The sequence below is a fragment of the Pseudomonas sp. PI1 genome (assembly GCF_000812405.1).
Taxonomy (GTDB): Bacteria; Pseudomonadota; Gammaproteobacteria; order Pseudomonadales; family Pseudomonadaceae; genus Pseudomonas; species Pseudomonas citronellolis.
The window spans coordinates 12940-35700 of the sequence record NZ_JWMC01000042.1 but is presented as its reverse complement, the minus strand read 5'-3'; the positions used below and the strand labels follow the sequence as shown (position 1 = coordinate 35700).

Sequence of the window (22761 nt, the reverse complement as noted above, 5' to 3'; positions counted from 1 at the left end):
ACGCCCGGTTCAACCACGGCATGGCCGACAAGGTCGGTGTAGCGGCGGATAACCGCGAACGGTTATTCGCCCTACGCCACGGTCGAGCCTGGCGTAGGGCGCATAACGCCTATGGCGTTATCCGCCGCTTGGCCCTGGCCACACCCCGCTCGCTGCCAGGCACGGAGCCGCCATCAAAGCCGCGCCCACCCCACCTACCGCGCCGTTACTGCCGCATCCCCCGCCCGCTCACCAGCAGGCGGATGCAGAAGAAGTACAGGATCACCGTCGCCACCAGCATGAAGATCAGCGCCGTGCCGATCTGGATGTCCGACACCCCGAGGATGCCGTAGCGGAAGGCGTTGACCATGTGCAGGATGGGGTTGGCCAGCGATACCGTCTGCCAGAATTCCGGCAGCATGTGGATGGAATAGAACACCCCGCCCAGGTAGGTCAGCGGCGTCAGCACGAAGGTCGGGATGATCGAGATGTCGTCGAAGTTGCGCGCGTACACCGCGTTGACGAAGCCGCCCATGGAGAAGATGGTGGCCGTCAGCACCACCACCAGCACGGTGATGCCCAGGTGGTGCACCTGCAGCTTGGTGAAGAACAGCGACAGCGCCGTGACGATGACGCCCACCGCCAGCCCGCGCAACACGCCGCCCACGGTGTAGCCGAGGAGGATGGTGTGCGGCGACACCGGCGACACCAGCAGCTCCTCGATGGAGCGCTGGAACTTGCTGCCGAAGAAGCTCGACACCACGTTGCCGTAGGCGTTGGTGATCACCGACATCATGATCAGCCCCGGCACTATGTACTGCATGTAGCTGAAGCCGCCCATGCCGCCGATCTGCCGGCCGATCAGGTTGCCGAAGATGACGAAGTACAGAACCATGGTGATCGCCGGGGGCAGCAGGGTCTGCGGCCAGATTCGGGTAAAGCGGCGGACTTCGCGGTAGACGATGGTGTTCAAGGCCACCCAGTTGGCGCGCAGCTCGCTCATACCGCCACCTTCGACAGGTTCTTCTCGACCAGCGACACGAACAGCTCCTCCAGACGGTTGGTCTTGTTGCGCAGGCTCAGCACCTCGATGCCCTGCCCGTTCAGTTGGGCGAACAGGCCGTTGATGCCGGCCGCCTTGTCCACCTGCACCTCCAGGGTGTGGTCGTCCAGCAGCCGCGCCGGGTAGCCGGGCAGTTGCGGGAGCTGGGCCACGGCGCCCTTGAGGTCGAGCACGAAGGTCTCCACGTGCAGCTGGGTCAGCAGCTTGCGCATGCTGGTGTTCTCGACGATGGTGCCGTGGTCGATGATCGCGATGTTGCGGCAGAGCTGCTCGGCCTCCTCCAGGTAGTGGGTGGTGAGGATGATGCTGATGCCCTGCTGGTTCAGTTCGGTGAGGAAGTTCCACATCGAGCGGCGCAGCTCGATGTCCACCCCGGCGGTGGGTTCGTCGAGGATCAGCAGGCGCGGCTCGTGGATCAGCGCGCGGGCGATCATCAGCCGGCGCTTCATGCCGCCGGAAAGCTCGCGCGAGGCCGAGTTGCGCTTGTCCCACAGGCCCAGCTGGTTGAGGTACTTCTCGGCGCGCTCCTTGGCGATCTTCGCCGGAATGCCGTAGTAGCCGGCCTGGGTCACCACGATGTCGAAGACCTTCTCGAACTGGTTGAAGTTGAACTCCTGGGGCACCACGCCCAGGCAGCGCTTGACCTTCAGCGGCTCGCGGTCGAGGTCGTGGCCGAACACCGTGACCGTGCCGCTGGTCTTGTTCACCAGGGTGGAAAGGATGCCGATGGTGGTGGACTTGCCGGCGCCGTTGGGGCCGAGCAGGGCGAAGAAATCGCCCTCGGCGACGTCCAGGTCGATGCCCTTGAGGGCCTGGAAACCGTTGCCGTAGGTTTTCGTCAGTTGACGGAGGGTAAGCGCGGAACTCATGGAATTTCCCGTGGCTGGGCGGCGCATGAAAATGGAACAGCTAGATAAGGGCCCGCGCCGGCAAATGCAACCTTCGCCGGCGCCGCGGGCGGTTCAGGTCAGCTCGGTCATCACCGCGCTGCGGTAGGCCGGGCGCTCGCGCAGGCGGGCATACCAGGCCTCCAGGTGCGGCATCGGCGGGCGCTGGATGGGCATCTCGAACCAGGCGTAGATGAAGCTGCCCAGGGGGATGTCGCCCATGCCGAAGCGCTCGCCGGACAAGTATGGCTGGCGCCCCAGGGCCTGCTCGGGCACCGCCAGGGCCGTCACGCAGGCCTCGATGCCGGCGGCGATGGACGCTTCGTCACGCTGCTCCGGCGGGGTGCGCAGGGTACCCCAGAACACCGTGCGGAAGGGCCCGGCGAAGGTCGAGGTGGTCCAGTCCATCCACTTCTCGGCGCTGGCGCGCTGCTGCAGGTCCTGCGGGTAGAGGCTGTCGGGCGCGTACTTCGCCGCCAGGTAGCGGACGATGGCGTTGGATTCCCAGAGCACGAAGTCGCCGTCCTCCAGGGTCGGCACCACGCCGTTGGGGTTGAGCGCGCGGTAGGCCGGCTCGTTCACCACGCCGAAGGCGCCGCCGGCGTCGATGCGCTGGTAGGCCACCGCGGCCTCCTCGGCGCACCACAGCGCCTTGCGCACGTTGGACGAATTCTTGCGGCCCCAGATCTTCAACATGGCGTTCGCTCTCTTCTTGTTCGGAGGGTGGGCGCGACCAGGGCAGGTCGGCCGGTGAATCCAAGCACCCTACCGGTCGGCGCGGCAAGAAGAAAGGCGTGCGGACTGATGATGACTATCGATTGCCTTCATGCTTCGGCGCTTCGGCCTGCATGTCGCCGGACAGCGGCGTGGGGCCGGCGTCGAACAGGTGCGGGTAGCAGGCGCGCAGGTGGCCGAAGAACAGGTCCTCGGGGACGTCGGCGAACTGGCCGTGGTCGCACAGGTACTCCATGTGCCGCCGGCCGTCCTGGTCGAATTCGTGGAAGACGCTGTCCTGGCGCCCGTCGAATTCCAGCGGCAGCACGCCGAAGGCCTCGCACAGCTCGCGGTTGAATGCCGGCGTGGCCTTGACCCAGCGGCCGTCGAGGAACAGCTCGGTGTAGCCGTGCATGGCGAACACCTCGCTGCGCAGCATCTCCACCATGCGCCCGCTGGCCAGGTGGTTCTTCACGTCGGCCAGGCCGATGCGCGCGGGGATGCCGCAATGCCGGGCGCAGGCCGCCAGCAGCGCGGCCTTGGGCACGCAGTAGGACTGCCCGGCCTGCAGCGCGTGGCTGGCCTTGAGCGTCTGCGCATCGAGGCTGAACACATAGGGGTTGTAGCGGATGCCGTCGCGCACCGCGTAGTACAGCGCCACCGCCTGCTCGCGCGGCTGCGGCGAGGCGCCACGGTGCCGTTGGGCGAACTCGATCACCGCGGGGTGGTCACTATCCAGGTAGCGGCCGGGTTCGAGGTAAGCCTGCATGGGGGAATCTCCTTCACGGTTCCGGCCAGTCTAAACAGCCCGTCCGCGCACCGTGGAGGACGATCCGGCCAAGCTCGCCGAGGAAGGCGCCAACACCCGGCTAAGCTGTGAGGGATCGCCCCGTCGTTCGTCATGGAGGAAAGTGCATGTCGTTGCTCTGGTTGATCGTTCTCGTGCTCGGCGTCGCCTGGCTGGCCCACCGGCGCGTGGCGCCGGCCCCGGCGCTGGGCATAGTCGCCGTCTATCTCATCTTCATGGGCCTGTTCAGCCACGCCCACGGCTGGATGATCCTGCTCTGGCTGCCCTGGCTGGCGGTGGCCGCCGCCCTGGCCCTGCCCGACCTGCGCCGCAAGCTGTTCAGCGGCCCGTTGTACGCCTGGTTCAAGCAGGTGCTGCCGCCGATGTCCGACACCGAGCGCGAGGCCATAGAGGCCGGCACCGTGTGGTGGGATGGCGACCTGTTCAGCGGCCGCCCGGACTGGAGCAAGCTGCTGGGCGCCCCGGCGCCGCAGCTCACCGAGGAGGAGCAGGCCTTCATCGACGGCCCCACCGAACAGCTCTGCGCCATGGTCAACGACTGGGACATTTCCCGGCGCATGGACCTGCCGCCCGAAGCCTGGGCCTTCATCAAGGAACAGGGCTTCTTCGGCCTGATCATCCCCAGGGAATACGGCGGCAAGGGCTTCTCCGCCTTCGCCCACTCCCAGGTAGTGATGAAGCTGGCCAGCCGCAGCGGCGACCTGGCCTCCACCGTGATGGTGCCCAACTCCCTGGGCCCGGCCGAACTGCTGCTGCACTACGGCACCGACGAGCAGCGCCAGCGCTACCTGCCGGGCCTGGCGCGCGGCGAGGAAATCCCCTGCTTCGGCCTGACCAGCCCGCAGGCCGGCTCCGACGCCGGCGGCATGACCGACATCGGCATCGTCTGCAAGGGCCAGTGGCAGGGCGAGGAAGTGCTCGGCCTGCGCCTGACCTGGGAGAAGCGCTACATCACCCTGGGCCCGGTGGCCACCCTGCTCGGCCTGGCCTTCAAGTGCCACGACCCGGACCACCTGCTGGGCGGCGAGGAAGACCTGGGCATCACCCTGGCCCTGGTGCCCACCGACACTCCCGGGGTGGAGATCGGCCGGCGCCACGTGCCCCTGGGCGCGGCCTTCATGAACGGGCCGAACTCGGGCAAGGACGTGTTCCTGCCGCTGGACTGCATCATCGGCGGCCAGGCGATGATCGGCAAAGGCTGGATGATGCTGATGAACTGCCTGTCGGTGGGCCGCTCCATCTCCCTGCCGGCGGTGGGCACCAGCGCGGCCAAGGGCTGCAGCTACAGCAGCGGGCGCTACGCGCAGATCCGCGAGCAGTTCAACGTGCCCATCGGCGCCTTCGAGGGCATTCAGGAAGCCCTCGGGCGCATCGGCGGCAACGCCTGGATGATGGACTGCGCGCGCATCCTCACCGCCCACGCGGTGGACCTGGGCGAGAAGCCCTCGGTGCTCTCGGCCATACTCAAGTACCACCTGACCGAGCGCGGCCGCGAATGCATCAGCCACGCCATGGACATCCACGGCGGCAAGGGCATCATCCTCGGCCCGCGCAACTACCTGGGCCGCGCCTGGCAGACGGCGCCGATCTTCATCACCGTGGAAGGCGCCAACATCCTCTCGCGCAACCTGATGATCTTCGGCCAGGGCGCCATCCGCTGCCATCCCTTCGTGCTCAAGGAGATGGCCCTGGCCCAGCAGGAAGACCAGGCCCACGCCGCCCACGAGTTCGACCGCCTGCTGCTGCGGCACATCGGCTTCGCGGTGAGCAACGCCGCCAGCAGCCTGCTGCTGGGCCTGGGCTTCGGCCGCTTCGACCACGTGCCCGGCGACCGCCTGACGCGCCCCTACTTCCGCGCGGTGAACCGCCTGGCGGCCAGCTTCGCCATGCTCGCCGACTTCAGCATGATGCTGCTGGGCGGTGAGCTGAAGCGCAAGGAACGCCTCTCGGCGCGCCTGGGCGATGCCCTCAGCCACCTCTACCTGGCCTCGGCGGCGCTCAAGCGCTATCACGACCTGAACCACGCCGAGTACCTGCAACCGCTGCTGCGCTGGGCCCTGGAGGAGAACCTGGCGAAGGCCGAGGAAGCCCTGGCCGCCCTGCTGGAGAACTTCCCCAACCGCTGCGTCGGCTGCCTGCTCAAGCTCCTGGTGTTTCCCCTGGGCCGCCGCCACAAGGGCCCGAGCGATGCGCTGGACGCGGAGATCGCCGGCATCCTCGGCCGCCCGCTGGACGACCCGGCGCTGCAGGCGATCCTCTACGGCGCCTTCCTGCCCACGGCGCAAGACGACCCGCTGGCTGACCTGGAGCGCGCCCTCACCGCCCTGCGCGAGGTCGCGCCCCTGCAGAAACAGCTGCACAAGGCGCTCAAGGAAGGCAAGGTGCGCCCGGCGCCCGGCCAGTCGCCGATCGACGCCGCGGTGGCCGCGCGTGTGCTGGACGAAGACCAGGGCCAGCAGCTGCACGCCGCAGAGAAGGCCCGGCGCCAGGTGATCGACGTCGACGACTTCGCCAAGGAGGAACTCGGCCAGCCCGGCAAGGTCTGACCACCCAGAACCCTTCCCTACCCCATGAAGGGAGCAGTACGCCAAGGGCGCCGACACGGCGCCCTTGGCGTTTTCGCCCCGGGGGCTGCCAGTGCAGGCGGATGGGTGCACACTGGCAGGCAAAGGCAACCGGGAGAACGCCCATGCGCATCCTGCCCATCCTCCTCGTCGGCCTGGCCCTGGCAACCACGGCGCAGGCCGATTCCTGGCTCTACCCGAGCCGCAACAGCCCGCCACCGGCGCCGCTGGTCGACCTGGACGCGCAACAGCAGCAGATCGACAGCCTGCAGCGTCAGGCCGAACAACGCCGCGTGCAGCAGCAGGACCAGCGCCTGCAATACGAAGACCAGCGCCTGCAGCTCAAGCAGCAACAGCTCAAGGACCAGCAGCAGGCCCTGGAGCGCCAGCGCCAGCAACAGCGCCTGCAGGACCAGACCATCGAGCGCCAGCGCACCGACCTGCAGCAGTTCCGCCTGCAGCAACAACAGCAGCAGCTCGACATGCAGCGGCGGATGATCGACAACCAGCGCCGGCAGACGCAGTCGCGGCCGCTGCGTTGAATGGCGCCGCGCGGCGGGGCCGGTGAAACCCCTATATACTCCGCCCCCGTTTCAGCCGTTTCCGCAGAGGACCCCACCATGGCCAGCGCCTACCTTGACCACCACCTCGCCCTGCTGCAGCACCTGCGCATGATCCTCGGCGCCCTGGGCGAAGCCGAGCAGGTCCCGGAGGAGAACCACGGCCTGTTCCTCGAACGCTTCGACGAGCTGCTGCAGGAACTGCCGCGCGACCCGGTGGGCGCCCAGTACCTGGGCCAGGACCTGATTTCCCAGACCTTCCACCGCTACCCGCAGATCGCCCACCTGGTACCGCGCGACCTGCTGTGGTTCTTCGGCGGCGACTGCCTGCACTTCATGCCCGACGAAGAGATCGACCTGTACCAGCAACTGGACGAACGCCGCTTCGCCGCCGAGGAAAACGGCGAGCCCTTCGACTGGAACAAGGAAAAGGCTTTGCTGGCGCTGCCGGAAGACTCGGCCAAGCATTGAGCCGGCGCAATCGCGGATACGGGGACACCACGTAGGGCGCATAACGCCTACGGCGTTATGCGCCGTTTGGCCTCGATCCCCGGCGGTTCCGGGGTTGGCCTGGGCATTGGCAGAGAAGCACGATCGTAGGAGCAACTGTCTTGCGCCGAGGTGCTCTTCGTAGGATGGGTTGAGCTTGCGAAACCCATGCTGTTGCGGCGATGGGTATCGCTTCGCTCAACGCCATCCTACGAAAAGCCGTGCTTCCTGGAACCGTAGGAGGACTCCGTCCGCGATCCGGCCGCCAGTCCGCCCTACCCCTCCTCCGGCACCCGTATCCGGTGGCAATCCTTGATCTCCCGCAGCGCCAGGGTCGACTGGATCGACGCGATGCCCGGCTGCTTGCGCAGCACCTTCTCGACGAACTCCGCATAGGCGTCCAGGTCCTTCTCCAGCACCTGCAGGAGAAAGTCCGCATCGCCGGTGATCTTGTGGCAGGCCAGCACTTCCGGCAGGTCGCGCACGGTCGCCTCGAAGCGGTCCGAGGCATCGTCGGAGTGGGCGGCGAAGCGCACGTGGACGAACGCCAGGATGTCCAGGCCCAGGCGCCGGCGGTCGAGGTTGGCCTGGTAGTCGCGGATGTAGCCCTCCTCCTCCAGGCGCTTGCGCCGCCGCCAGCAGGGCGTGACGCTCAGCGCCAGGCGCTCGCTCAGCTCGGCGTTGGACAGGCTGGCGTCCTCCTGCAGCAGGCGCAGCATCGCCAGGTCGGTGGCATCCAGATCGGCCACGCTGGAATTTCTTTTCTTCATACCTCTCATCCTGAGTCTGTCTTTGCGCAGAAGCCTAGCCCATGCAGTCAGAAAGCACAGTTATTCCCGGCCAGCGGCATAGACTGACCCCAGGCGCCCGATGAACGCGCGGCGCTCCCACTCAGGAGGATGGCAGCATGACCCGTTATCTGGATGTGCAGGACGTTGGCCGACTGCTCGGCGAGGTCGGCCCGGGCGCGGCCATCCGCGCCATGGCCGGCTACATCGAGGCCGACTACCGACGCTGGGATGAATTCACCAAGTGCGCCCGCGTCGCCAACCACTCGGCCCTCGGCGTGATCGAACTGATGCCCGCCGACGACGGCAAGCTGTATGCCTTCAAGTACGTCAACGGCCACCCGCAGAACCACCGCGTCGACCTGCCCACGGTGATGGCCTTCGGCGTGCTGGCCACGGTGGACACCGGCTACCCGCTGCTGCTCGGCGAACTGACGCTGACCACCGCCGTGCGCACCGCCGCCACCTCGGCGCTGTTCGCCGGCTTCCTGGCCCGCCCCGACGCCCGAAGCATGGCGCTGATCGGCAACGGCGCGCAGAGCGAGTTCCAGGCCATCGCCTTCCACGAGCTGCTGGGCATCGAGGAAATCCGCCTGTTCGACATCGACCCGGCGGCCACCGCCAAGCTGCGACGCAACCTCGCCGGCCTTCCCGGCCTGAAGCTGGTAGTCGCCGACTCGGTGCGTGAAGCGGTGCGCGGCGCCGATATCGTCACCACGGTCACCGCCGACAAGACCAACGCCACCATCCTCACGGCCGACATGCTCGAACCGGGCATGCACATCAACGCCGTGGGCGGCGACTGCCCGGGCAAGACCGAGCTGCAGGCCGAAGTGCTGGAGCGCGCGCGGGTGATAGTCGAGTTCGAACCGCAGACCCGCGTCGAGGGCGACATCCAGCAGATGCCGGCGGATTTCCCGGTGATCGAGTTCCAACGCATCCTCGCCGGCGCCGCCGAGGGCCGGCAGAACGCCGAACAGATCACCGTGTTCGACTCGGTAGGCTTCGCCCTGGAAGACTTCTCCGCCCTGCGCTGGCTGCACGACGCGGCGCGCGAACGCGGCATCGGCCGCGACATCGAACTGGTGCCCCGGCCGCAGGACCCGAAGGACCTGTTCGGCCTGGTCCGGCAGCCCCAGGGCCAGGCCCTGCGCGCCGTGCGCTGAGCCTGGCGCGCCAGGGCAAGGGCCGGCTCACTCCAGCACGCTGAACTCGATGCGCTGGTTGCGCGCCCTGCCCGCCTCGGTGGCGTTGCTGAAGAGCGGCTGGCTGCGCCCGTAGCCCTTGGCCTGCAGGCGGTCGGGTGCCACGCCCAGTTCCACCAGGCGCGCCACCACGGCCTCGGCCCGAACGCGGGAGGCCTGCTGGCTGCTTTGCGAATCGTCGCTGTCGTCGGTGTGTCCGCCCACTTCCACGAGAGTGCCCGGCGGCGCCTGGCGGATGGCTTCGGCGGCTTCGGCCAGCACCTCGTCGCTGTCGCGGCTGATGGTGCTCGAGCGGTTGTCGAAGCGAATCCCCAACTGCGTCAGGGCATCGGCCAGTTGCCGGGCGCCGGAGCCCGGCGGCAGGCCGTTGAGGGCGGCCAGGGTGCGGTTCCAAAGCCCCAGGAATTCGAAGCCGCCGAAGGTCTCGCGCAATTTCTGCGACAGCTCGATGCGCTGCCCCTGGCTCAGCGCGGTGGAATCCATGCGGATGCGCTCGCCGTTGAAGCCCAGCTTGAGCCCCTCGACCTTCAGTTCCGGCAGCAGCTCCAGCAGTCCGTCGAGCCAGGCCGCGGGGCTGGTTTGCCGCTTGACCAGGATGTCGCCCCGCAGGCGCTCCGCGCCGAAGACCTCCTTCAGCCGCCCCAGCAGCGCCGCGCGCTCGTCGATGCTGGTGAGCTGGCCATTGATGCGCACCTTGCCCTCGCGCAGTTCGAGCATGAAGCGCGGCGCCTCCAGCACCGGGCTGGCCTTGGGCTGCGGAGCCACCTCCACGGCTGCCGCCACCCGCGCCTGGGCCACGGGCGTGGACGAGCAATGGCGGAACGACAGCACCATGGTGAGCAACGACAGCACCAGCAGCGCGCCCAACCAGGGCGCCAGCCCACGCTTCGCCTCCGGTCGCGGCCCGGCCGGCTCGCCGATCGCCTCCGGCCGCAGCGCCGGCAGCAATTCGGCGGTGTCGGCCATCAGCACAGTCAGCCCCTCGGCTCCGGCCTGCGCCGCACCACCGGCGGCGTCCAGCCCGGCCAGCAGTTCCGGCAGGCAGGCGGCGACCACCTCCTCCAGCCCCTCGTCGGACAGCCCCAGCTGCCGGGCGAAGCGGCCCAGCGTGCCGGCGTCGAACACCTGCTCCAGCTGGGCGCGGTCGGGCGCCTGCGCAGGGGGGCCACCCTGCAGCCAGGCGCCCAGTCCCTGCCGGCGCAGGTGCTGGACGAAACCGGCCCAGCCGCCGCGCTGCTCGTCGAGCACCAGGTGCGCCAGCAGGCCCAGGAGCTTCCCGGCGTTTTCCGGCGCCAGGCCGAAGCGGCGGACGAGCGTCTCCAGGAGCCGCCCAATGAAATCGTCATACATATGAAGAACTACTCGGAGAATATCCATCGACCCGTGCCAGGCATTGCGGCCACACGGTCCCTGCAATGCTGCCCAGGCGCCGATGCGCGCCGGGGAAGCCGGCGCTATCAGAGCAAATCCCCCCGGCGGACCAAATAAGGGCAATCCGAATTCGCTGCCCGGCGCCGGCATTGCCCGGGGGCGAGGAAACGTCTCACCGGCGCCCGCGCCTGCGCCTTATTCCACCGGCCGGGCAAGCCTTGCCAAGCTGGCCGGAACACTTCGCCAAGGCGCTATCGCAGGACCTCCCCATGCCGCACCTCCCACCGATGACCACCAGCCATGGAGGGCTGCGGCTGCGCTCGGGCAGCATCCTCGCCCTGCTGCTGGTGCTGCTGGCGAGCCTGGCGCCCAGCAGCCAGGGCCAGAGCCAGGGCGGGCAGCGGACGGCGAAGGTCGAGGTGGAAAGCTTCGTGCGCCGGCTGTACGGCGACGAAGGCCCCGGGGCGCTGTCCGGCGATATCGGCGAGGCGCGCGCCCGGCGCTGGCTGAGCCCGGCGCTGGCGCGGGCGCTGAAGGCCTATCGCGCCGCCCGCAACGAAGGCGCGGGGCTGCTGGAGAACGACCCGCTCTGCGTCTGCCGGCGTTCACCAGGCCTGGAGCTGGAGCAACTGCACGTCAGCCTGGCCGGCGAGGGCCGGGCCACGGCCAGGGTGATCCTGGTGCACGAGCAGTGGCGCCGCGGCGTGCTGCTGCGCCTGGTCAGGCGCGGGGGAGCCTGGCGCCTGGACGACCTCGCGCAACCGGCCATGCCCAGCCTGCGCCAGGCGCTGGAGCGGGAAACGCGGGGCAGCGAGCCGGCGCCTGCGGATAAGCGAGGGGACGGAAACGCAAAAAGGCTGCCCTGAGGCAGCCTTTTTGTGTGGATCACCGCGAAGGCGATCCGGATTGGAGCGGGAAACGAGACTCGAACTCGCGACCCCGACCTTGGCAAGGTCGTGCTCTACCAACTGAGCTATTCCCGCATCAACTTGTTGCAACCTCCAGCTTTCGGCCGGAGGGTAACGCCATTTCGCTTTCCGTTCACCGCCGGGGCGATGACCGAGAATTTGGAGCGGGAAACGAGACTCGAACTCGCGACCCCGACCTTGGCAAGGTCGTGCTCTACCAACTGAGCTATTCCCGCAATGGCGTCCCCTAGGGGACTCGAACCCCTGTTACCGCCGTGAAAGGGCGGTGTCCTAGGCCACTAGACGAAGGGGACGCGGCCCGGAACTTACAACATTCTTTCCGGCTTCTTCGCTCTGCCTTTCGGCTTTCGCGTCGAAGTGGCGCGCATTCTATGGAGCCTTTGGAGGGGCGTCAACCCTTCCGGAAAAATTTTTTTAAATCAAAGACTTCTGGTCAAATTTTGCGCCGCCGCTATGACCGGTGTCAGCGAGCCATTACACTCGGGAAAAATCCTTCAGGGAGTTTCCAAGGTGTCGCCACTCGTCATCACCGCCCTGGTCGTCGCCGGCATCGTCATTCTGATCGCCATCGTCTTCATCAACCAGCAGCTGGAAAACCGTAAGCTGGAGAAGGCCCGGGAGAAAGCCGACCTGCAGGATCGCTTCCGCCGCTGCGGCGCCATCGCCGAGAGCCTGCCCGGCCAGTTCATCTCCGCGGACCTCAAGCTGCTGCTCAGCCGTTTCGAACTCGCCCTGGGCGAACGCCTGCTCAAGCTGGAAAAGACGCCCCAGATCGCCGAGCGCGTCGCCGAACTCAACCGTCTGGTAAGCCAGGGCAGCGCCATGGAAGTGCGCAACGCCCCGCAGTTGATCCTCACCGAAGCCAAGGCCAAGGAAGTCCGCTTCCTTTTCGAGGGCCTGCACGCCCAGATCAACCGCTTCGCCCAGGACGGCCTGCTGTCGCGCAACGACGCCCAGCGCTGGCTGAAGGAAATCCGCCACCTGCTCACCCAGCTGCATATAGAGTTCTTCACCAACATCGGCCAGCAGGCGCTGCAGCAGGGCCAGCCCCGCCAGGCCCGCCTGGCCTTCGAGCGCGGCGTGCAATACCTGCAGAAGCAGGCCGACCTCGGCCGCTACCAGGCCCAGCTGAAGCAACTGGAACAACAGCTCGAACGCGCCAACGCCCTGGTCCTGGAAAGCAGCAAGCCCTCCGCCGAGGAAAACACCGAGCTGACCGAAGGCCTGAAGGCGCTGGACGAAGACGACATCTGGAAGAAGAAGAATCTCTACGACTGAGGAGACCCGCATGAGCCTGACCCTCTACGGCGCCGCTCTATCCCCCTTCGTCCGCAAGGCCCGCCTGTGCCTGGCGGAGAAGGGCCTGGACTACCAGCTGGAGAACGTCGACCCGTTCAACCAGCCGGACTGGTACGCCGACCTCAACCCGCTGCGACGCATCCCCGCCCTGCGCGACGGCGACGTCACCCTGGCCGACTCCAGCGTCATCTGCCACTACCTGGACGACCGCGATCCCCAGGCCACGCCCCTGTGCGGCGGCAACGCCCTGGCCCGCGCGCGGATCAGCTGGCTGGAAAAATACGCCGACTACGAAGTGGCGCCCCTGGCCACCTTCACCGTGTTCCGCAACCGCCTGCTCAAGCCGCTGCTGGGCAAGCCGTGCGACGAGGTGGCGGTGGAAGCTGCGCTGCAGGAGAAACTGCCGCCGCACTTCGACTACCTGGAAGGCTGCCTGGGCGAAGCCGAGTATTTCGTCGACGACCGCTTCAGCCTGGCGGACATCGCCGTGGCCAGCCAACTGGTGAACATGCGCCACGGCGGGGAAGTATTGGATGCCGGGCGCTGGCCGCGTCTGGCCGCGCACTTCCAGCGCATGCTGCAGCGCCCTGCCCAGCAGGCGCTTCTCGAGGGTGAACAGCGGGTCGTCGACAAGATTCGCGCGCGCATCGCCCAGGCGCCGGCCTGAATAGAAAGACGCCGTCGGTCGAGGCACGGCGTACATCCCCCGTAGGGGCGGACCTTGTCCGCGATAGCCGGAGGTATCGGCGCGATTCGCGGATGAGATCCTACGCCGCCACACCCGCGCCATTCCCTTGTAGGAGCGCGCCCTGCGCGCGATTTCGCGGGCAGGGCCCGCTCCTACAGGTGCGGGGGGAAATGCCGTGCCTCACGAAGCGCATAGGGGCACGGAATCGAGCGAGCAGGCCTGCGGCCCCCTCACCCTAACCCTCTCCCAGAGGGAGAGGGGACCGTTCGGCGTGCGTTGGTGTTTCGGCGTTAGCCGTCTAGCGCAGGGGTTGCCGGCTGAAACCAGGCCTTCTCTCGGCACGGACTGGCTCCCTCTCCCTCCGGGAGAGGACCGTTCGGCGTGCGTGGGTGTTTCGGCGTTAGCCGGCTAGCGCAGGGGTCGCCGGCTGGAACCAGGCCTCCTCTCGGCACGGACTAGCTCCTTCCCTCGGGAGAGGACCGTTCGGCGTGCATTGGTGTTTCGGCGTCAGCCGGCAAGCACAGGGATCGCCGGCTGAAACCAGGCCTCCTTTCGGCACGGACTGGCTCCCTCTCCCTCCGGGAGAGGGCTGGGGTGAGGGGAAAGCCCGAGCGCCGATGCCATTCCCCTGCGCGCGATTTCGCGGGCAGGGCCCGCTACAGGTGCGGGGGGAAACGCCGTGCCTCACGAAGCGCATAGGGGCACGGAATCGAGCGAGCAGGCCTGCGGCCCCCTCACCCTAACCCTCTCCCAGAGGGAGAGGGGACCGTTCGGCGTGCATTGGTGTTTCGGCGTCAGCCGGCAAGCACAGGGATCGCCGGCTGAAACCTGGCCTCCTTTCGGCACGGACTGGCTCCCCCTCCCTCCGGGAGAGGACCGTTCGGCGTGCGTTGGTGTTTCGGCGTCAGCCGGCTAGCACAGGGATCGCCGGCTGAAACCAGGCCTTCTCTCGGCACGTACTGCCCCCTCTCCCTCCGGGAGAGGGCTGGGGTGAGGGGAAAGCCCAAGCGCCGATGCCATTCCCCTGCGCGCGATTTCGCGGGCAGGGCCCGCTCCTACAATTCGTGCCTCAGCAATCGGTCAGGCGCAGGAAGATCTCGGCCAGGCGCTCGATGCCGGCCTGGTCCTCGGCGCTGAAGCGGCCGATGCTCGGGCTGTCCAGGTCGAGCACGCCGATCAGCCGGCCGTCCTTGACCAGCGGCACCACCAGCTCGCTGTTGGAAGCACTGTCGCAGGCGATGTGCCCGGGGAAGGCGTGCACGTCCTCCACCCGCTGCGTCTGGCGGGTGCGCGCCGCGGCGCCGCACACGCCCTTGGCGAAGGGAATGCGCACGCAGGCCACCTTGCCCTGGAACGGGCCCAGCACCAGTTCCTCGTCCTTGTTCAGGTAGAAACCGGCCCAGTTCAGGTCGCCCAGTTCGTGGAACAGCAGGGCGGCGAACTGCGAGGCGTTGGCGATGAAGTCGCGCTCGTCGGCGAACAGCGCTTCGGCCTGCGCCGCCAGCAGCGCGTAGCCACCCAGCCCGGCGCCGGTCTGTTGCAGGTCGATCATGGTTCTTCTCCTTCGAGCAATTGACGGCCCACCCACTGGCGGGCGAATTGATAGGCGCAGCGGCCGTTGCGGTTGCCGCGCCCGAGGGCCCAGCGGATGGCTTCCTTCTCCAGCGGCTCGTCCCAGGTGAAGGCCAGCCCCGAACGGCCGGCCAGCACTTCCACCCAGTGCCGCACCACGTCCAGGAAGTGCTCCTGGGTGAAGGGGTAGAACGACAGCCACAGGCCGAAACGATCCGACAGGGCAATCTTGTCCTCCACCGCCTCGCTGGGGTGCAGCTCGCCGTCGACCATCTTCCAGTTCTCGTTGTCGCTCTGCTTCTCCGAGACCAGGTGGCGGCGGTTCGAGGTGGCGTACAGCAGGACGTTGTCCGGAGCCTGCTCCAGCGAGCCGTCGAGCACGCTCTTGAGCACCCGGTAGTCGCCCTCGCCGGCGTCGAACGACAGGTCGTCGCAGAACAGCACAAAGCGCTGCGGCAGGCCGTGCAACTGCTCCACCACCCGCGGCAGGTCGGCCAGGTGGTCGCGCTCGATCTCGATCAGGCGCAGGCCGTCGCCGGCCAGCTCGGCCAGCAGCGCGCGCACCAGCGAGGACTTGCCCGTCCCCCGGGCGCCCCACAGCAAAGCGTGGTTGGCCGGCCTGCCGGCGACGAACTGGCGGGTGTTGCGGGCCAGCTGTTCGCGCTGCTTGTCGACGCCGAGCAGGTCGTCCAGGCGCAGGTCGAGGCTCACCTGCAGCGCCTGCAGGTAGCCGCTGCGGCCATCGCGGTGCCAGCGGGCGGCCAGGCAACGCTGCCAGTCGATGGGCTCGCGCAGCGCCGGGAGCAACGGCTCCAGCCGGGCCAGCACGCTTTCGGCGCGGGCCAGGAAATCATTCAGACGGGAATCCACGGCTTTCTCCCTGGGATCTTCAGCGTAGCGACGCTGTCGTTCGGTCATGTCACATGGATGGCATCGCCTCTGCCGACAGCCTGCCGGCTTGGGCTATGCTACGCGCCTGGAAAGCATTCTCGAGGCGAAGTACCGCACCTCATGGATATTGCGCTCACCCATCGCCTCTCGTTCAAGCAGGCCAGCCTGACGGTGCTGGTCGCCTTCATCCTCGGCACCCTGCTCAGCCTCATCCAGGTGGGCGTCGATTATGCCAGCCAGGACGCCTCCATCAACCGCGAAGTACGCGCCCTGCTGGACGTCAGCCACAACCCGGCGGCGCGCATCGCCTACAACATCGACGCCGAACTGGCCCAGGAACTGGTGGTGGGCCTGCTGCGCTCGCCGGCGGTGATCCGCGCGGAGATCATCGACAGCGCCGACGTGGCCCTGGCCAGCGCCGGCCGGCCACCGGCGGAGAGCCGCCTGCGCCCGCTCAGCGACTTCCTCTTCGGGCACATGCGCGTCTACGAGGAGCCGCTGTATATAGAGCACCAGCCCAAGGAGTCCCTCGGCGTGCTGCGCCTGGAGATCGACACCTTCGTCTTCGGCAACGACTTCCTGCGCCGCGCCGGCATGACACTGATCTCCGGCTTCGTCCGCAGCCTGCTGCTGTCGCTGATCCTCCTGGTGCTGTTCTACGGCCTGCTGACCAAGCCGCTGGTGAGCCTGATCGAGGTGCTCGCCCGCCACGACCCGCGCTCGCCCACGCGCCTGCGCCTGCCCTGCCCCAGCGGCCACGAGCGCGACGAGATCGGCGTGCTGGTGGAGGTGACCAACCGCCAGCTCAGCCACATCGCCGTGGAGATGGAGCAGCGCCGCGAGGCCGAGGACCGCCTGACCCGCTACCTGGCCGAGCTGGAGAACATAGTGGCGGCGCGCACCGCCGAGCTGAAAGCGGCCAACGCCCGCCTGACGCAGTCCAACCAGCAACTGGAGCGCGCCCGCCTCAACGCCCTGGACATGGCCCAGGCCCGCGCCACCTTCCTGGCCAACATGAGCCACGAGATCCGCACCCCGCTCAACGGCCTGCTGGGCATGCTCGGCCTGGCCCTGGACGGCCCGCTGAGCCCGGAACAGCGCCAGCAGCTGTCCATCGCCCACGACTCGGGCAAGGTGCTGGTGGACCTGCTCAACGACGTGCTCGACCTGTCCAAGTTCGAGTCCGGCCAGCTGGAGCTGGAGAAGATCCCCTTCGACCTCGCCACCCTGGTGGAGGACACCGCCAGCCTGCTGTCGCAGAACGCCGCCCCGGCGGTGGAGCTGACCTGCCTGGTCAGCCCCGACTTGCCTGCACAGCTGGAAGGCGACCCGACGCGGGTGCGGCAGATCGTCAGCAACCTGCTCTCCAACGCCCTCAAGTTCACCCGCCTGGGCCGCGTCGACCTGCGCGTCGAGCCCTGGGAGGACGGCGTGCGCATCAGCGTCCGCGACACCGGCATCGGCATCGCCGCCGACGCCCTGCAGCGCATCTTCCAACCCTTCACCCAGGCGGATGCCGGCATCACCCGCCAGTTCGGCGGCACCGGCCTGGGCCTGGCGCTGACGCGCAAGCTCTGCGAGGCCATGCAGGGCGAGCTGAGCGTCAGCTCGCAACCGGGCCTGGGCAGCGAGTTCGCCGCGACCCTGCCGCTGCCCACCCTGGACCCCGCGCAGGCGCTGGAGCCCCTGAGCGGCAAGGTGGTGGCGCAGTGCCCGGCCGGCAGCGGCCTGGCCGAACTGCTGCAGACCTGGCTGCCGCGCTGGGGCCTGGACTACCGGCGCCTGGACATCGACGCCAGCCTGCTGGGCGTGGAGCTGGACGTGCTGGTGTCCGACTGCCCGGACTGCCTGGTCGGCCTGCGTCAGCACCTCAAGGACCGCCCGGTGCTGCTGGTCACCGCCTACGGCAGCTTCCTCGAGGCCGAACTGGCGCAGCAGTTGGCGCCCCTGCGCCAACTGGCCCGCCCGCTCAGCCGCGCCACCCTGCACCAGGCCCTGCAGCAGGCCCTCCGCCGCCCGGCCACACCGGCCCAGCGTCAGTTGCCGGGCGAAGCCCCGGAGCAGTTCGCCGCGCGGGTGCTGCTGGTGGAAGACAACCCGGTCAACCAACTGGTGGCCCGGGGCCTGCTGCAGAAGCTCGGCTGCCGGGTGCGGGTCGCCGCCGATGGCCAGGAGGCCCTGGATGCCCTGGCCGAGGAAGACTTCGAGCTGGTGCTGATGGACTGCAACATGCCGGTGATGGACGGCTACGAGGCGACCCGCCGGATTCGCCAGGCGCCGCGCTGGAAGGATCTGCCGGTGATCGCCCTGACCGCCAACGCCTTGCCCGACGAGCGCGAGCGCTGCCGCCTGGCCGGCATGGACGACTACCTGGCCAAGCCCTTCCACCGCGACGAGATGGCGGCGATGCTGGAGCGCTGGGCGCAGCCCCGGCTGGATGCCTGAGGCCGGCGGCGCCTTACGGCTCCAGCGCCAGCAGTTGCCCGAGCAGGTCGTCCAGGCGTCCGCGCAGCTCATCCATCGCATTGAGGTCCAGGCCGCTGGCACACAGCAGCGCCTCGCGCAGCGGCGCCACCTTCTCGCGCAAGGCGATGCCCTCCCCGCTCAGGCCCAGGTGCACCTCGCGCTCGTCCTGCCGCGCCCGCCGGCGCTGCACCAGGCCGAGCTGCTCCAGGCGCTTGAGCAGCGGCGTCAGGGTGCCGGAGTCGAGCATCAGGCGCTCGCCCAGGGCCTTCACCGTCGGCTGCGCCGGCGGCTTGTCCTGCCATTCCCACAGCACCAGCATCACCAGGTACTGCGGGTAGGTCAGGCCGAGCGCATCGAGCATCGGCCGGTAGCCGCGGATGATCGCCCGCGAGGCAGCGTACAGGCGGAAGCACAGCTGGTTGTCCAGCAGCAGCGCCTGTTCAGGTTCGCGGCGGCTCATCGCAGCAGCGCTTCGATCTCGGCGGTGAGTTCCTCCGGCTTGGTCAGCGGGGCGAAGCGCTTGACCTGGCTGCCGTCGCGGCTGACCAGGAACTTGGTGAAGTTCCACTTGATGCCCTGGCTGCCCAGCACGCCCGGCGCGCGCTTCTTCAACTGCACGTAGAGCGGGTGGGCGTCGGCGCCGTTGACGTCGATCTTCTTGAACAGCGGGAAGCTGACGCCGAAGTTCAGCTCGCAGAACTGCGAGATCTCGCCTTCGTCGCCCGGCTCCTGCTTGCCGAACTGGTTGCAGGGGAAGCCCAGCACCACCAGGCCCTTGTCGCGGTACTTCTCCCACAGCGCCTCCAGGCCCTTGTACTGCGGGGTGAAGCCACACTGGCTGGCGGTGTTCACCACCAGCAGGGCCTTGCCGCCGAAATCGGCCAGGGTCTTCTGCTCGCCCTTGATGGTCGTGCAGGGGATATCCAGCAATGCGTCGCTCATGGAACCGGCTCCAGGAAAGTGGGAGCGATCAAGATAGCTCGCAATTAAATTGCACACAATTTATTTACATCGAAAAAAGGCCCGCCGACGACCGGCGGGCCTTGCGTCACTCAAGCCTCGTCGCGCGGCACCAGCTTCAGCGACGCTGAGTTGATGCAGTAGCGCAGCCCGGTCGGCCGCGGCCCGTCGGGGAACACGTGGCCCAGGTGGGCTTCGCAGGCGGCGCAGCGCACCTCGATGCGGTGCATGCCATGGCTGAAGTCTTCCAGCTCGGCGATGGCATCCTTGGACACCGGCTGGAAGTAGCTCGGCCAGCCGCTGCCGGAATCGTACTTGGCGTCCGAGTCGAACAACGCCGCGCCGCAGCACACGCAGTGGTAGATGCCGGGGGTCTTGGTAGCGTAGTACTCGCCGGTGAAGGCACGCTCGGTCCCACCCAGGCGGCAGATGTGGAACTGCTGTTCGTCGAGCTCCTCGCGCCAGCTTTCCAGGGGCTTCTCGATCTTTTCCATCGCTGTACCTCGCAAGCTTGAAAAAAGCCCGTCCGCGCCCTTTCGCGGGAAACGGGCCGCACGTATGATGCGTGACGTCATCGTTGGATGCAGAATCTGCCGCACAAGGGATCATCTACGATAAAAAAGCCTTTTTATGGGCTTTTTTTCGTTCGTTTCTCCGTCAACCAGGCATTTTTTCAGTTTTACCGCCAGGACGCGCGACATTCCGCACCTCGTATAGACGCCAGTCTGTCACCCGCGTTACAGCCTGCCAAGCCAGGGCCGGAGCGCGGGAACCTTCATTTCGGGAACGCCACATCATGCAGGTCAGCAAATCGAACAAGCTCGCCAACGTCTGCTACGACATCCGCGGGCCGGTGCTCAAGCACGCCAAACGCCTGGAAGAGGAAGGCCATCGCATCCTCAAGCTGAACATCGGCAACCCGGCGCCGTTCGGTTTCGAAGCCCCTGACGAGATTCTCCAGGACGTCATCCGCAACCTGCCCACGGCCCAGGGCTACAGCGACTCCAAGGGCCTGTTCAGCGCGCGCAAGGCGGTGATGCAGTACTACCAGCAGAAGCAGGTGGAAGGCGTCGGCATCGAGGACATCTACCTGGGCAACGGCGTTTCCGAGCTGATCGTCATGGCCCTGCAGGCGCTGCTCAACAACGGCGACGAGGTGCTGATCCCCGCGCCCGACTACCCGCTGTGGACCGCCTCGGTGTCGCTGGCCGGCGGCAAGCCGGTGCATTACCTGTGCGACGAGCAGTCCAACTGGTTCCCCGACATCGCCGACATGAAAGCGAAGATCACCAGCAACACCAAGGCGCTGGTGCTGATCAACCCGAACAACCCCACCGGCGCGGTCTACTCGAAGGAAGTGCTGCTGGACATCGTCGAACTGGCGCGCCAGCACAACCTGGTGATCTTCTCCGACGAGATCTACGACAAGATCCTCTACGACGAGGCCGTGCACATCTCCACCGCCTCCCTGGCGCCGGACGTGCTGTGCCTGACCTTCAATGGCCTGTCCAAGGCCTACCGGGTGGCCGGCTTCCGCTCCGGCTGGATCGCCATCTCCGGGCCCAAGCACAAGGCGCAGAGCTACATCGAGGGCCTGGACATCCTGGCCAACATGCGCCTGTGCGCCAACGTGCCGAGCCAGCACGCCATCCAGACCGCCCTGGGCGGCTACCAGAGCATCAACGACCTGGTGCTGCCCGGCGGCCGCCTGCTGGAACAGCGCAACCGCGCCTGGGAACTGCTCAACGACATCCCCGGGGTCAGCTGCGTCAAGCCCATGGGCGCGCTCTACGCCTTCCCGCGCATCGACCCGAAGGTCTGCCCGATCCACAACGACGAGAAGTTCGTCCTCGACCTGCTGCTTTCCGAAAAGCTGCTGATCGTCCAGGGCACCGCCTTCAACTGGCCCTGGCCGGACCATTTCCGCGTGGTCACCCTGCCCCGCGTCGACGACCTGGAGCAGGCCATCGGGCGCATCGGCAACTTCCTCGGCAGCTATCGTCAGTAACCATGGACCTGCAGATCGACGACTTCTACAAGGACGCCGCCGCCGGGATGCTCCTGCTCTACCAGGCCTTCCCGCGCAAGATCGCCCTGTACGTGGAAGACCTCATCGGCCGCGAGGAGCATGACGAGTTCGGCCTGCCCAGCAAGCGTCACCAGGCCTGCCTGGGCGCGCTGCTGTGGCTGGCCGAGGAAGGCTACCTGCGCTACGACAGCTGCATCCGCCACGAAGCCCTGGACCAGGCCGTGCTCAGCGAAAAAGGCTTCCTGCGCCTGAGCCGCGCCCTGCCCCGCGGCAGCGATGACGACGCGCAGCTGCCCGCCAGCGTGCGACGCCAGCAGGCCACCCTCGCGCAGCAACTGCGCGACGCGCTGGCCGATGCGCACAGCGAACGCATCTCGCGCCTGGCCCGGCTACTCTTCGAATGTGCTGGCGTGGAAAAAGAGACATAGTTTGAAATAGTCCCCACGTTGAATCGCCTAGGGGCCGACCGTATATACCCCGCATAATCCAGCCCGGCCCCGGAGCGCGCACGCCCGGGGCACCGGCGCGCCCCTGCGCGCCGTGCGCCCAAGTCGCGAGGAGAAGTCTTACCCATGATGCGCATCCTGCTGTTCCTGGCCACCAACCTGGCGGTCGTGCTCGTCGCCAGCATCACCCTGAGCCTGCTCGGCTTCAACGGGGTCATGGCCGCCAACGGCGTCGACCTCAACCTGCAAGCGCTGCTGGTCTACTGTGCCGTCTTCGGCTTCGCCGGCTCGATCATCTCGCTGTTCCTGTCCAAGTGGATGGCCAAGACCACCACCGGCACGGAAATCATCAGCCAGCCGCGCACCCGCCACGAGCAGTGGCTGCTGCAGACCGTCGAGCAGCTCTCGCGCGAAGCCGGCATCAAGATGCCCGAGGTGGGGATCTTCCCGGCCTACGAGGCCAACGCCTTCGCCACCGGCTGGAACCGCAACGACGCCCTGGTGGCCGTCAGCCAGGGCCTGCTCGAGCGCTTCTCGCCGGATGAAGTGCGCGCGGTGCTCGCCCACGAGATCGGCCACGTGGCCAATGGCGACATGGTCACCCTGGCGCTGATCCAGGGCGTGGTGAACACCTTCGTCATGTTCTTCGCGCGCATCTTCGGCAACTTCGTCGACAAGGCGGTGTTCAAGACCGAGGAAGGCCGCGGCCCGGCCTACTACATCGCGACCATAGTCGCGGAACTGGTGCTGGGCATCCTCGCCAGCATCATCGTCATGTGGTTCTCGCGCCGCCGCGAGTTCCGCGCCGACGCCGCCGGCGCCCACCTGGCCGGCAGCAAGGCGATGATCGCCGCGCTGCAGCGCCTGCGCGCCGAGCAGGGCGTGCCGGTGCACATGCCCGACAGCCTGACCGCCTTCGGCATCAACGGCGGCCTCAAGCACGGCCTCGCCGGCCTGTTCATGAGCCACCCGCCGCTGGAAGAACGCATCGAGGCGCTGCGCAACGCGCGCTGAGCAAGCAAAAAAGGGCGGCCTCGGAGCCGCCCTTCTTCT

At 67.6% G+C, this 22761-nt stretch carries 22 protein-coding genes and 3 tRNA genes; 11 read left to right on the top strand and 14 right to left on the bottom strand.

The genetic code is table 11. The features are described 5' to 3' along the window. Nucleotides 1-205: 205 nt before the first annotated feature. The 4 genes from RN02_RS14525 to RN02_RS14510 all read right to left on the bottom strand — a co-directional run bounded on the left by RN02_RS14525 (nucleotide 206) and on the right by RN02_RS14510 (nucleotide 3412). On the bottom strand, nucleotides 206-982 hold the full coding sequence (locus tag RN02_RS14525; RefSeq protein ID WP_009618941.1) for an ABC transporter permease: 777 nt from the start codon (nucleotides 980-982) through the stop codon (nucleotides 206-208). Continuing rightward, nucleotides 979-1911: an ABC transporter ATP-binding protein gene (locus tag RN02_RS14520; protein ID WP_009618940.1), complete on the bottom strand. Its 933-nt coding sequence runs from the start codon at nucleotides 1909-1911 to the stop codon at nucleotides 979-981. The genes RN02_RS14525 and RN02_RS14520 overlap by 4 nt, the downstream gene beginning before the upstream one ends. A gap of 93 nt (nucleotides 1912-2004) precedes the next feature. Then, on the bottom strand, nucleotides 2005-2625 hold the full coding sequence (locus RN02_RS14515) for a glutathione S-transferase (protein ID WP_043315064.1): 621 nt from the start codon (nucleotides 2623-2625) through the stop codon (nucleotides 2005-2007). Between the two features lie 115 nt (nucleotides 2626-2740). Beyond that, nucleotides 2741-3412 (bottom strand): transglutaminase-like domain-containing protein, encoded by a 672-nt coding sequence (locus RN02_RS14510; RefSeq protein ID WP_043315063.1) that lies wholly within the window; start codon nucleotides 3410-3412, stop codon nucleotides 2741-2743. A gap of 146 nt (nucleotides 3413-3558) precedes the next feature. On the opposite strand from RN02_RS14510, the gene RN02_RS14505 reads away from it, so the two are divergent. The 3 genes from RN02_RS14505 (at nucleotide 3559) to RN02_RS14495 (ending at nucleotide 7046) form a co-directional block, all read left to right on the top strand. Then, nucleotides 3559-5997 (top strand): acyl-CoA dehydrogenase, encoded by a 2439-nt coding sequence (locus tag RN02_RS14505; protein WP_043315062.1) that lies wholly within the window; start codon nucleotides 3559-3561, stop codon nucleotides 5995-5997. Nucleotides 5998-6140: 143 nt separating this feature from the next. After that, on the top strand, nucleotides 6141-6557 hold the full coding sequence (locus tag RN02_RS14500) for a PA2816 family glutamine-rich protein (RefSeq protein ID WP_043315061.1): 417 nt from the start codon (nucleotides 6141-6143) through the stop codon (nucleotides 6555-6557). 78 nt (nucleotides 6558-6635) lie between these two features. Beyond that, on the top strand, nucleotides 6636-7046 hold the full coding sequence (locus RN02_RS14495; protein ID WP_043267118.1) for a PA2817 family protein: 411 nt from the start codon (nucleotides 6636-6638) through the stop codon (nucleotides 7044-7046). 293 nt (nucleotides 7047-7339) lie between these two features. On the opposite strand, the gene RN02_RS14490 is transcribed toward RN02_RS14495, so the two are convergent. Continuing rightward, nucleotides 7340-7834: an Lrp/AsnC family transcriptional regulator gene (locus RN02_RS14490; RefSeq protein WP_009618932.1), complete on the bottom strand. Its 495-nt coding sequence runs from the start codon at nucleotides 7832-7834 to the stop codon at nucleotides 7340-7342. A gap of 137 nt (nucleotides 7835-7971) precedes the next feature. Between RN02_RS14490 and RN02_RS14485 the strand changes: the two genes are divergently transcribed. Next, a complete protein-coding gene (locus tag RN02_RS14485) occupies nucleotides 7972-9018 on the top strand; it encodes an ornithine cyclodeaminase (RefSeq protein ID WP_043315060.1) in 1047 nt (348 codons plus the stop codon). Between the two features lie 27 nt (nucleotides 9019-9045). Here the strand turns inward: RN02_RS14485 and RN02_RS14480 are convergent, their stop codons facing one another. After that, nucleotides 9046-10407, bottom strand: a complete 1362-nt coding sequence (locus RN02_RS14480) for an OmpA family protein (RefSeq protein WP_043315059.1) — start codon at nucleotides 10405-10407, stop codon at nucleotides 9046-9048. 290 nt (nucleotides 10408-10697) lie between these two features. Here RN02_RS14480 and RN02_RS14475 point away from each other — a divergent pair, with 290 nt between their 5' ends. Beyond that, nucleotides 10698-11294, top strand: a complete 597-nt coding sequence (locus tag RN02_RS14475) for a hypothetical protein (protein ID WP_134163465.1) — start codon at nucleotides 10698-10700, stop codon at nucleotides 11292-11294. Nucleotides 11295-11335: 41 nt separating this feature from the next. Here RN02_RS14475 and RN02_RS14470 read toward each other — a convergent pair. From RN02_RS14470 to RN02_RS14460, 3 genes are all read right to left on the bottom strand, one after another. Then, nucleotides 11336-11411 (bottom strand) — tRNA-Gly (locus RN02_RS14470). An 85-nt stretch (nucleotides 11412-11496) separates the two neighbouring features. Then, nucleotides 11497-11572: transfer RNA gene (locus tag RN02_RS14465), tRNA-Gly, on the bottom strand. 2 nt (nucleotides 11573-11574) lie between these two features. Further along, a tRNA-Glu gene (locus tag RN02_RS14460) sits at nucleotides 11575-11650 on the bottom strand. Between the two features lie 217 nt (nucleotides 11651-11867). Here RN02_RS14460 and RN02_RS14455 point away from each other — a divergent pair. Further along, nucleotides 11868-12635, top strand: coding sequence for a hypothetical protein (locus RN02_RS14455; RefSeq protein ID WP_043315057.1), 768 nt, complete (start codon nucleotides 11868-11870; stop codon nucleotides 12633-12635). A gap of 10 nt (nucleotides 12636-12645) precedes the next feature. Continuing rightward, nucleotides 12646-13323 (top strand): glutathione S-transferase family protein, encoded by a 678-nt coding sequence (locus tag RN02_RS14450; RefSeq protein ID WP_043315056.1) that lies wholly within the window; start codon nucleotides 12646-12648, stop codon nucleotides 13321-13323. Between the two features lie 1090 nt (nucleotides 13324-14413). On the opposite strand, the gene RN02_RS14445 is transcribed toward RN02_RS14450, so the two are convergent. After that, nucleotides 14414-14896: a GAF domain-containing protein gene (locus RN02_RS14445; RefSeq protein ID WP_009623401.1), complete on the bottom strand. Its 483-nt coding sequence runs from the start codon at nucleotides 14894-14896 to the stop codon at nucleotides 14414-14416. Continuing rightward, nucleotides 14893-15786: an ATP-binding protein gene (locus RN02_RS14440; protein ID WP_009623402.1), complete on the bottom strand. Its 894-nt coding sequence runs from the start codon at nucleotides 15784-15786 to the stop codon at nucleotides 14893-14895. Before RN02_RS14440 ends, RN02_RS14445 begins: the two co-directional genes overlap by 4 nt. A 141-nt stretch (nucleotides 15787-15927) precedes the next feature. Here RN02_RS14440 and RN02_RS14435 point away from each other — a divergent pair, with 141 nt between their 5' ends. Continuing rightward, a complete protein-coding gene (locus RN02_RS14435) occupies nucleotides 15928-18252 on the top strand; it encodes a hybrid sensor histidine kinase/response regulator (RefSeq protein WP_043315055.1) in 2325 nt (774 codons plus the stop codon). A 13-nt stretch (nucleotides 18253-18265) separates the two neighbouring features. Here RN02_RS14435 and RN02_RS14430 read toward each other — a convergent pair whose 3' ends face one another. From RN02_RS14430 to msrB, 3 genes are all read right to left on the bottom strand, one after another. Then, entirely contained in the window at nucleotides 18266-18733 is a 468-nt protein-coding gene (locus tag RN02_RS14430) for a MarR family winged helix-turn-helix transcriptional regulator (protein ID WP_043267141.1), read from the bottom strand. Beyond that, nucleotides 18730-19215 (bottom strand): glutathione peroxidase, encoded by a 486-nt coding sequence (locus RN02_RS14425; protein WP_043267143.1) that lies wholly within the window; start codon nucleotides 19213-19215, stop codon nucleotides 18730-18732. Before RN02_RS14425 ends, RN02_RS14430 begins: the two co-directional genes overlap by 4 nt. 110 nt (nucleotides 19216-19325) lie before the next feature. Further along, the gene (gene msrB, locus RN02_RS14420) at nucleotides 19326-19727 is read right to left on the bottom strand and encodes a peptide-methionine (R)-S-oxide reductase MsrB (protein ID WP_009623407.1); all 402 of its coding nucleotides are present in this window, start codon (nucleotides 19725-19727) and stop codon (nucleotides 19326-19328) included. Nucleotides 19728-20029: 302 nt separating this feature from the next. On the opposite strand from msrB, the gene RN02_RS14415 reads away from it, so the two are divergent. The 3 genes from RN02_RS14415 (at nucleotide 20030) to htpX (ending at nucleotide 22722) form a co-directional block, all read left to right on the top strand. Then, a complete protein-coding gene (locus RN02_RS14415; protein WP_009623409.1) occupies nucleotides 20030-21241 on the top strand; it encodes a pyridoxal phosphate-dependent aminotransferase in 1212 nt (403 codons plus the stop codon). Between the two features lie 2 nt (nucleotides 21242-21243). Next, the gene (locus tag RN02_RS14410) at nucleotides 21244-21690 is read left to right on the top strand and encodes a hypothetical protein (protein ID WP_009623411.1); all 447 of its coding nucleotides are present in this window, start codon (nucleotides 21244-21246) and stop codon (nucleotides 21688-21690) included. Nucleotides 21691-21834: 144 nt separating this feature from the next. Then, complete coding sequence (htpX, locus tag RN02_RS14405; protein WP_043315054.1) at nucleotides 21835-22722, top strand: protease HtpX; 888 nt, start codon at nucleotides 21835-21837, stop codon at nucleotides 22720-22722. The last annotated feature ends 39 nt before the right edge of the window (nucleotides 22723-22761 follow it).

Excerpts from the sequence above, each read along its gene's own strand:
- RN02_RS14480 (WP_043315059.1), bottom strand. The coding sequence starts at position 10,407 with ATGTATGACGATTTCATTGGGCGGCTCCTGGAGACGCTCGTCCGCCGC.
- htpX (WP_043315054.1), top strand. The coding sequence starts at position 21,835 with ATGATGCGCATCCTGCTGTTCCTGGCCACCAACCTGGCGGTCGTGCTC.
- RN02_RS14500 (WP_043315061.1), top strand. The coding sequence starts at position 6,141 with ATGCGCATCCTGCCCATCCTCCTCGTCGGCCTGGCCCTGGCAACCACG.
- RN02_RS14445 (WP_009623401.1), bottom strand. The coding sequence starts at position 14,896 with ATGATCGACCTGCAACAGACCGGCGCCGGGCTGGGTGGCTACGCGCTG.
- RN02_RS14425 (WP_043267143.1), bottom strand. The coding sequence starts at position 19,215 with ATGAGCGACGCATTGCTGGATATCCCCTGCACGACCATCAAGGGCGAG.
- RN02_RS14515 (WP_043315064.1), bottom strand. The coding sequence starts at position 2,625 with ATGTTGAAGATCTGGGGCCGCAAGAATTCGTCCAACGTGCGCAAGGCG.
- RN02_RS14525 (WP_009618941.1), bottom strand. The coding sequence starts at position 982 with ATGAGCGAGCTGCGCGCCAACTGGGTGGCCTTGAACACCATCGTCTAC.
- RN02_RS14435 (WP_043315055.1), top strand. The coding sequence starts at position 15,928 with ATGGATATTGCGCTCACCCATCGCCTCTCGTTCAAGCAGGCCAGCCTG.
- RN02_RS14430 (WP_043267141.1), bottom strand. The coding sequence starts at position 18,733 with ATGAGCCGCCGCGAACCTGAACAGGCGCTGCTGCTGGACAACCAGCTG.
- msrB (WP_009623407.1), bottom strand. The coding sequence starts at position 19,727 with ATGGAAAAGATCGAGAAGCCCCTGGAAAGCTGGCGCGAGGAGCTCGAC.
- RN02_RS14415 (WP_009623409.1), top strand. The coding sequence starts at position 20,030 with ATGCAGGTCAGCAAATCGAACAAGCTCGCCAACGTCTGCTACGACATC.
- RN02_RS14505 (WP_043315062.1), top strand. The coding sequence starts at position 3,559 with ATGTCGTTGCTCTGGTTGATCGTTCTCGTGCTCGGCGTCGCCTGGCTG.
- RN02_RS14495 (WP_043267118.1), top strand. The coding sequence starts at position 6,636 with ATGGCCAGCGCCTACCTTGACCACCACCTCGCCCTGCTGCAGCACCTG.
- RN02_RS14510 (WP_043315063.1), bottom strand. The coding sequence starts at position 3,412 with ATGCAGGCTTACCTCGAACCCGGCCGCTACCTGGATAGTGACCACCCC.
- RN02_RS14410 (WP_009623411.1), top strand. The coding sequence starts at position 21,244 with ATGGACCTGCAGATCGACGACTTCTACAAGGACGCCGCCGCCGGGATG.
- RN02_RS14490 (WP_009618932.1), bottom strand. The coding sequence starts at position 7,834 with ATGAAGAAAAGAAATTCCAGCGTGGCCGATCTGGATGCCACCGACCTG.
- RN02_RS14475 (WP_134163465.1), top strand. The coding sequence starts at position 10,698 with ATGCCGCACCTCCCACCGATGACCACCAGCCATGGAGGGCTGCGGCTG.
- RN02_RS14520 (WP_009618940.1), bottom strand. The coding sequence starts at position 1,911 with ATGAGTTCCGCGCTTACCCTCCGTCAACTGACGAAAACCTACGGCAAC.
- RN02_RS14450 (WP_043315056.1), top strand. The coding sequence starts at position 12,646 with ATGAGCCTGACCCTCTACGGCGCCGCTCTATCCCCCTTCGTCCGCAAG.
- RN02_RS14485 (WP_043315060.1), top strand. The coding sequence starts at position 7,972 with ATGACCCGTTATCTGGATGTGCAGGACGTTGGCCGACTGCTCGGCGAG.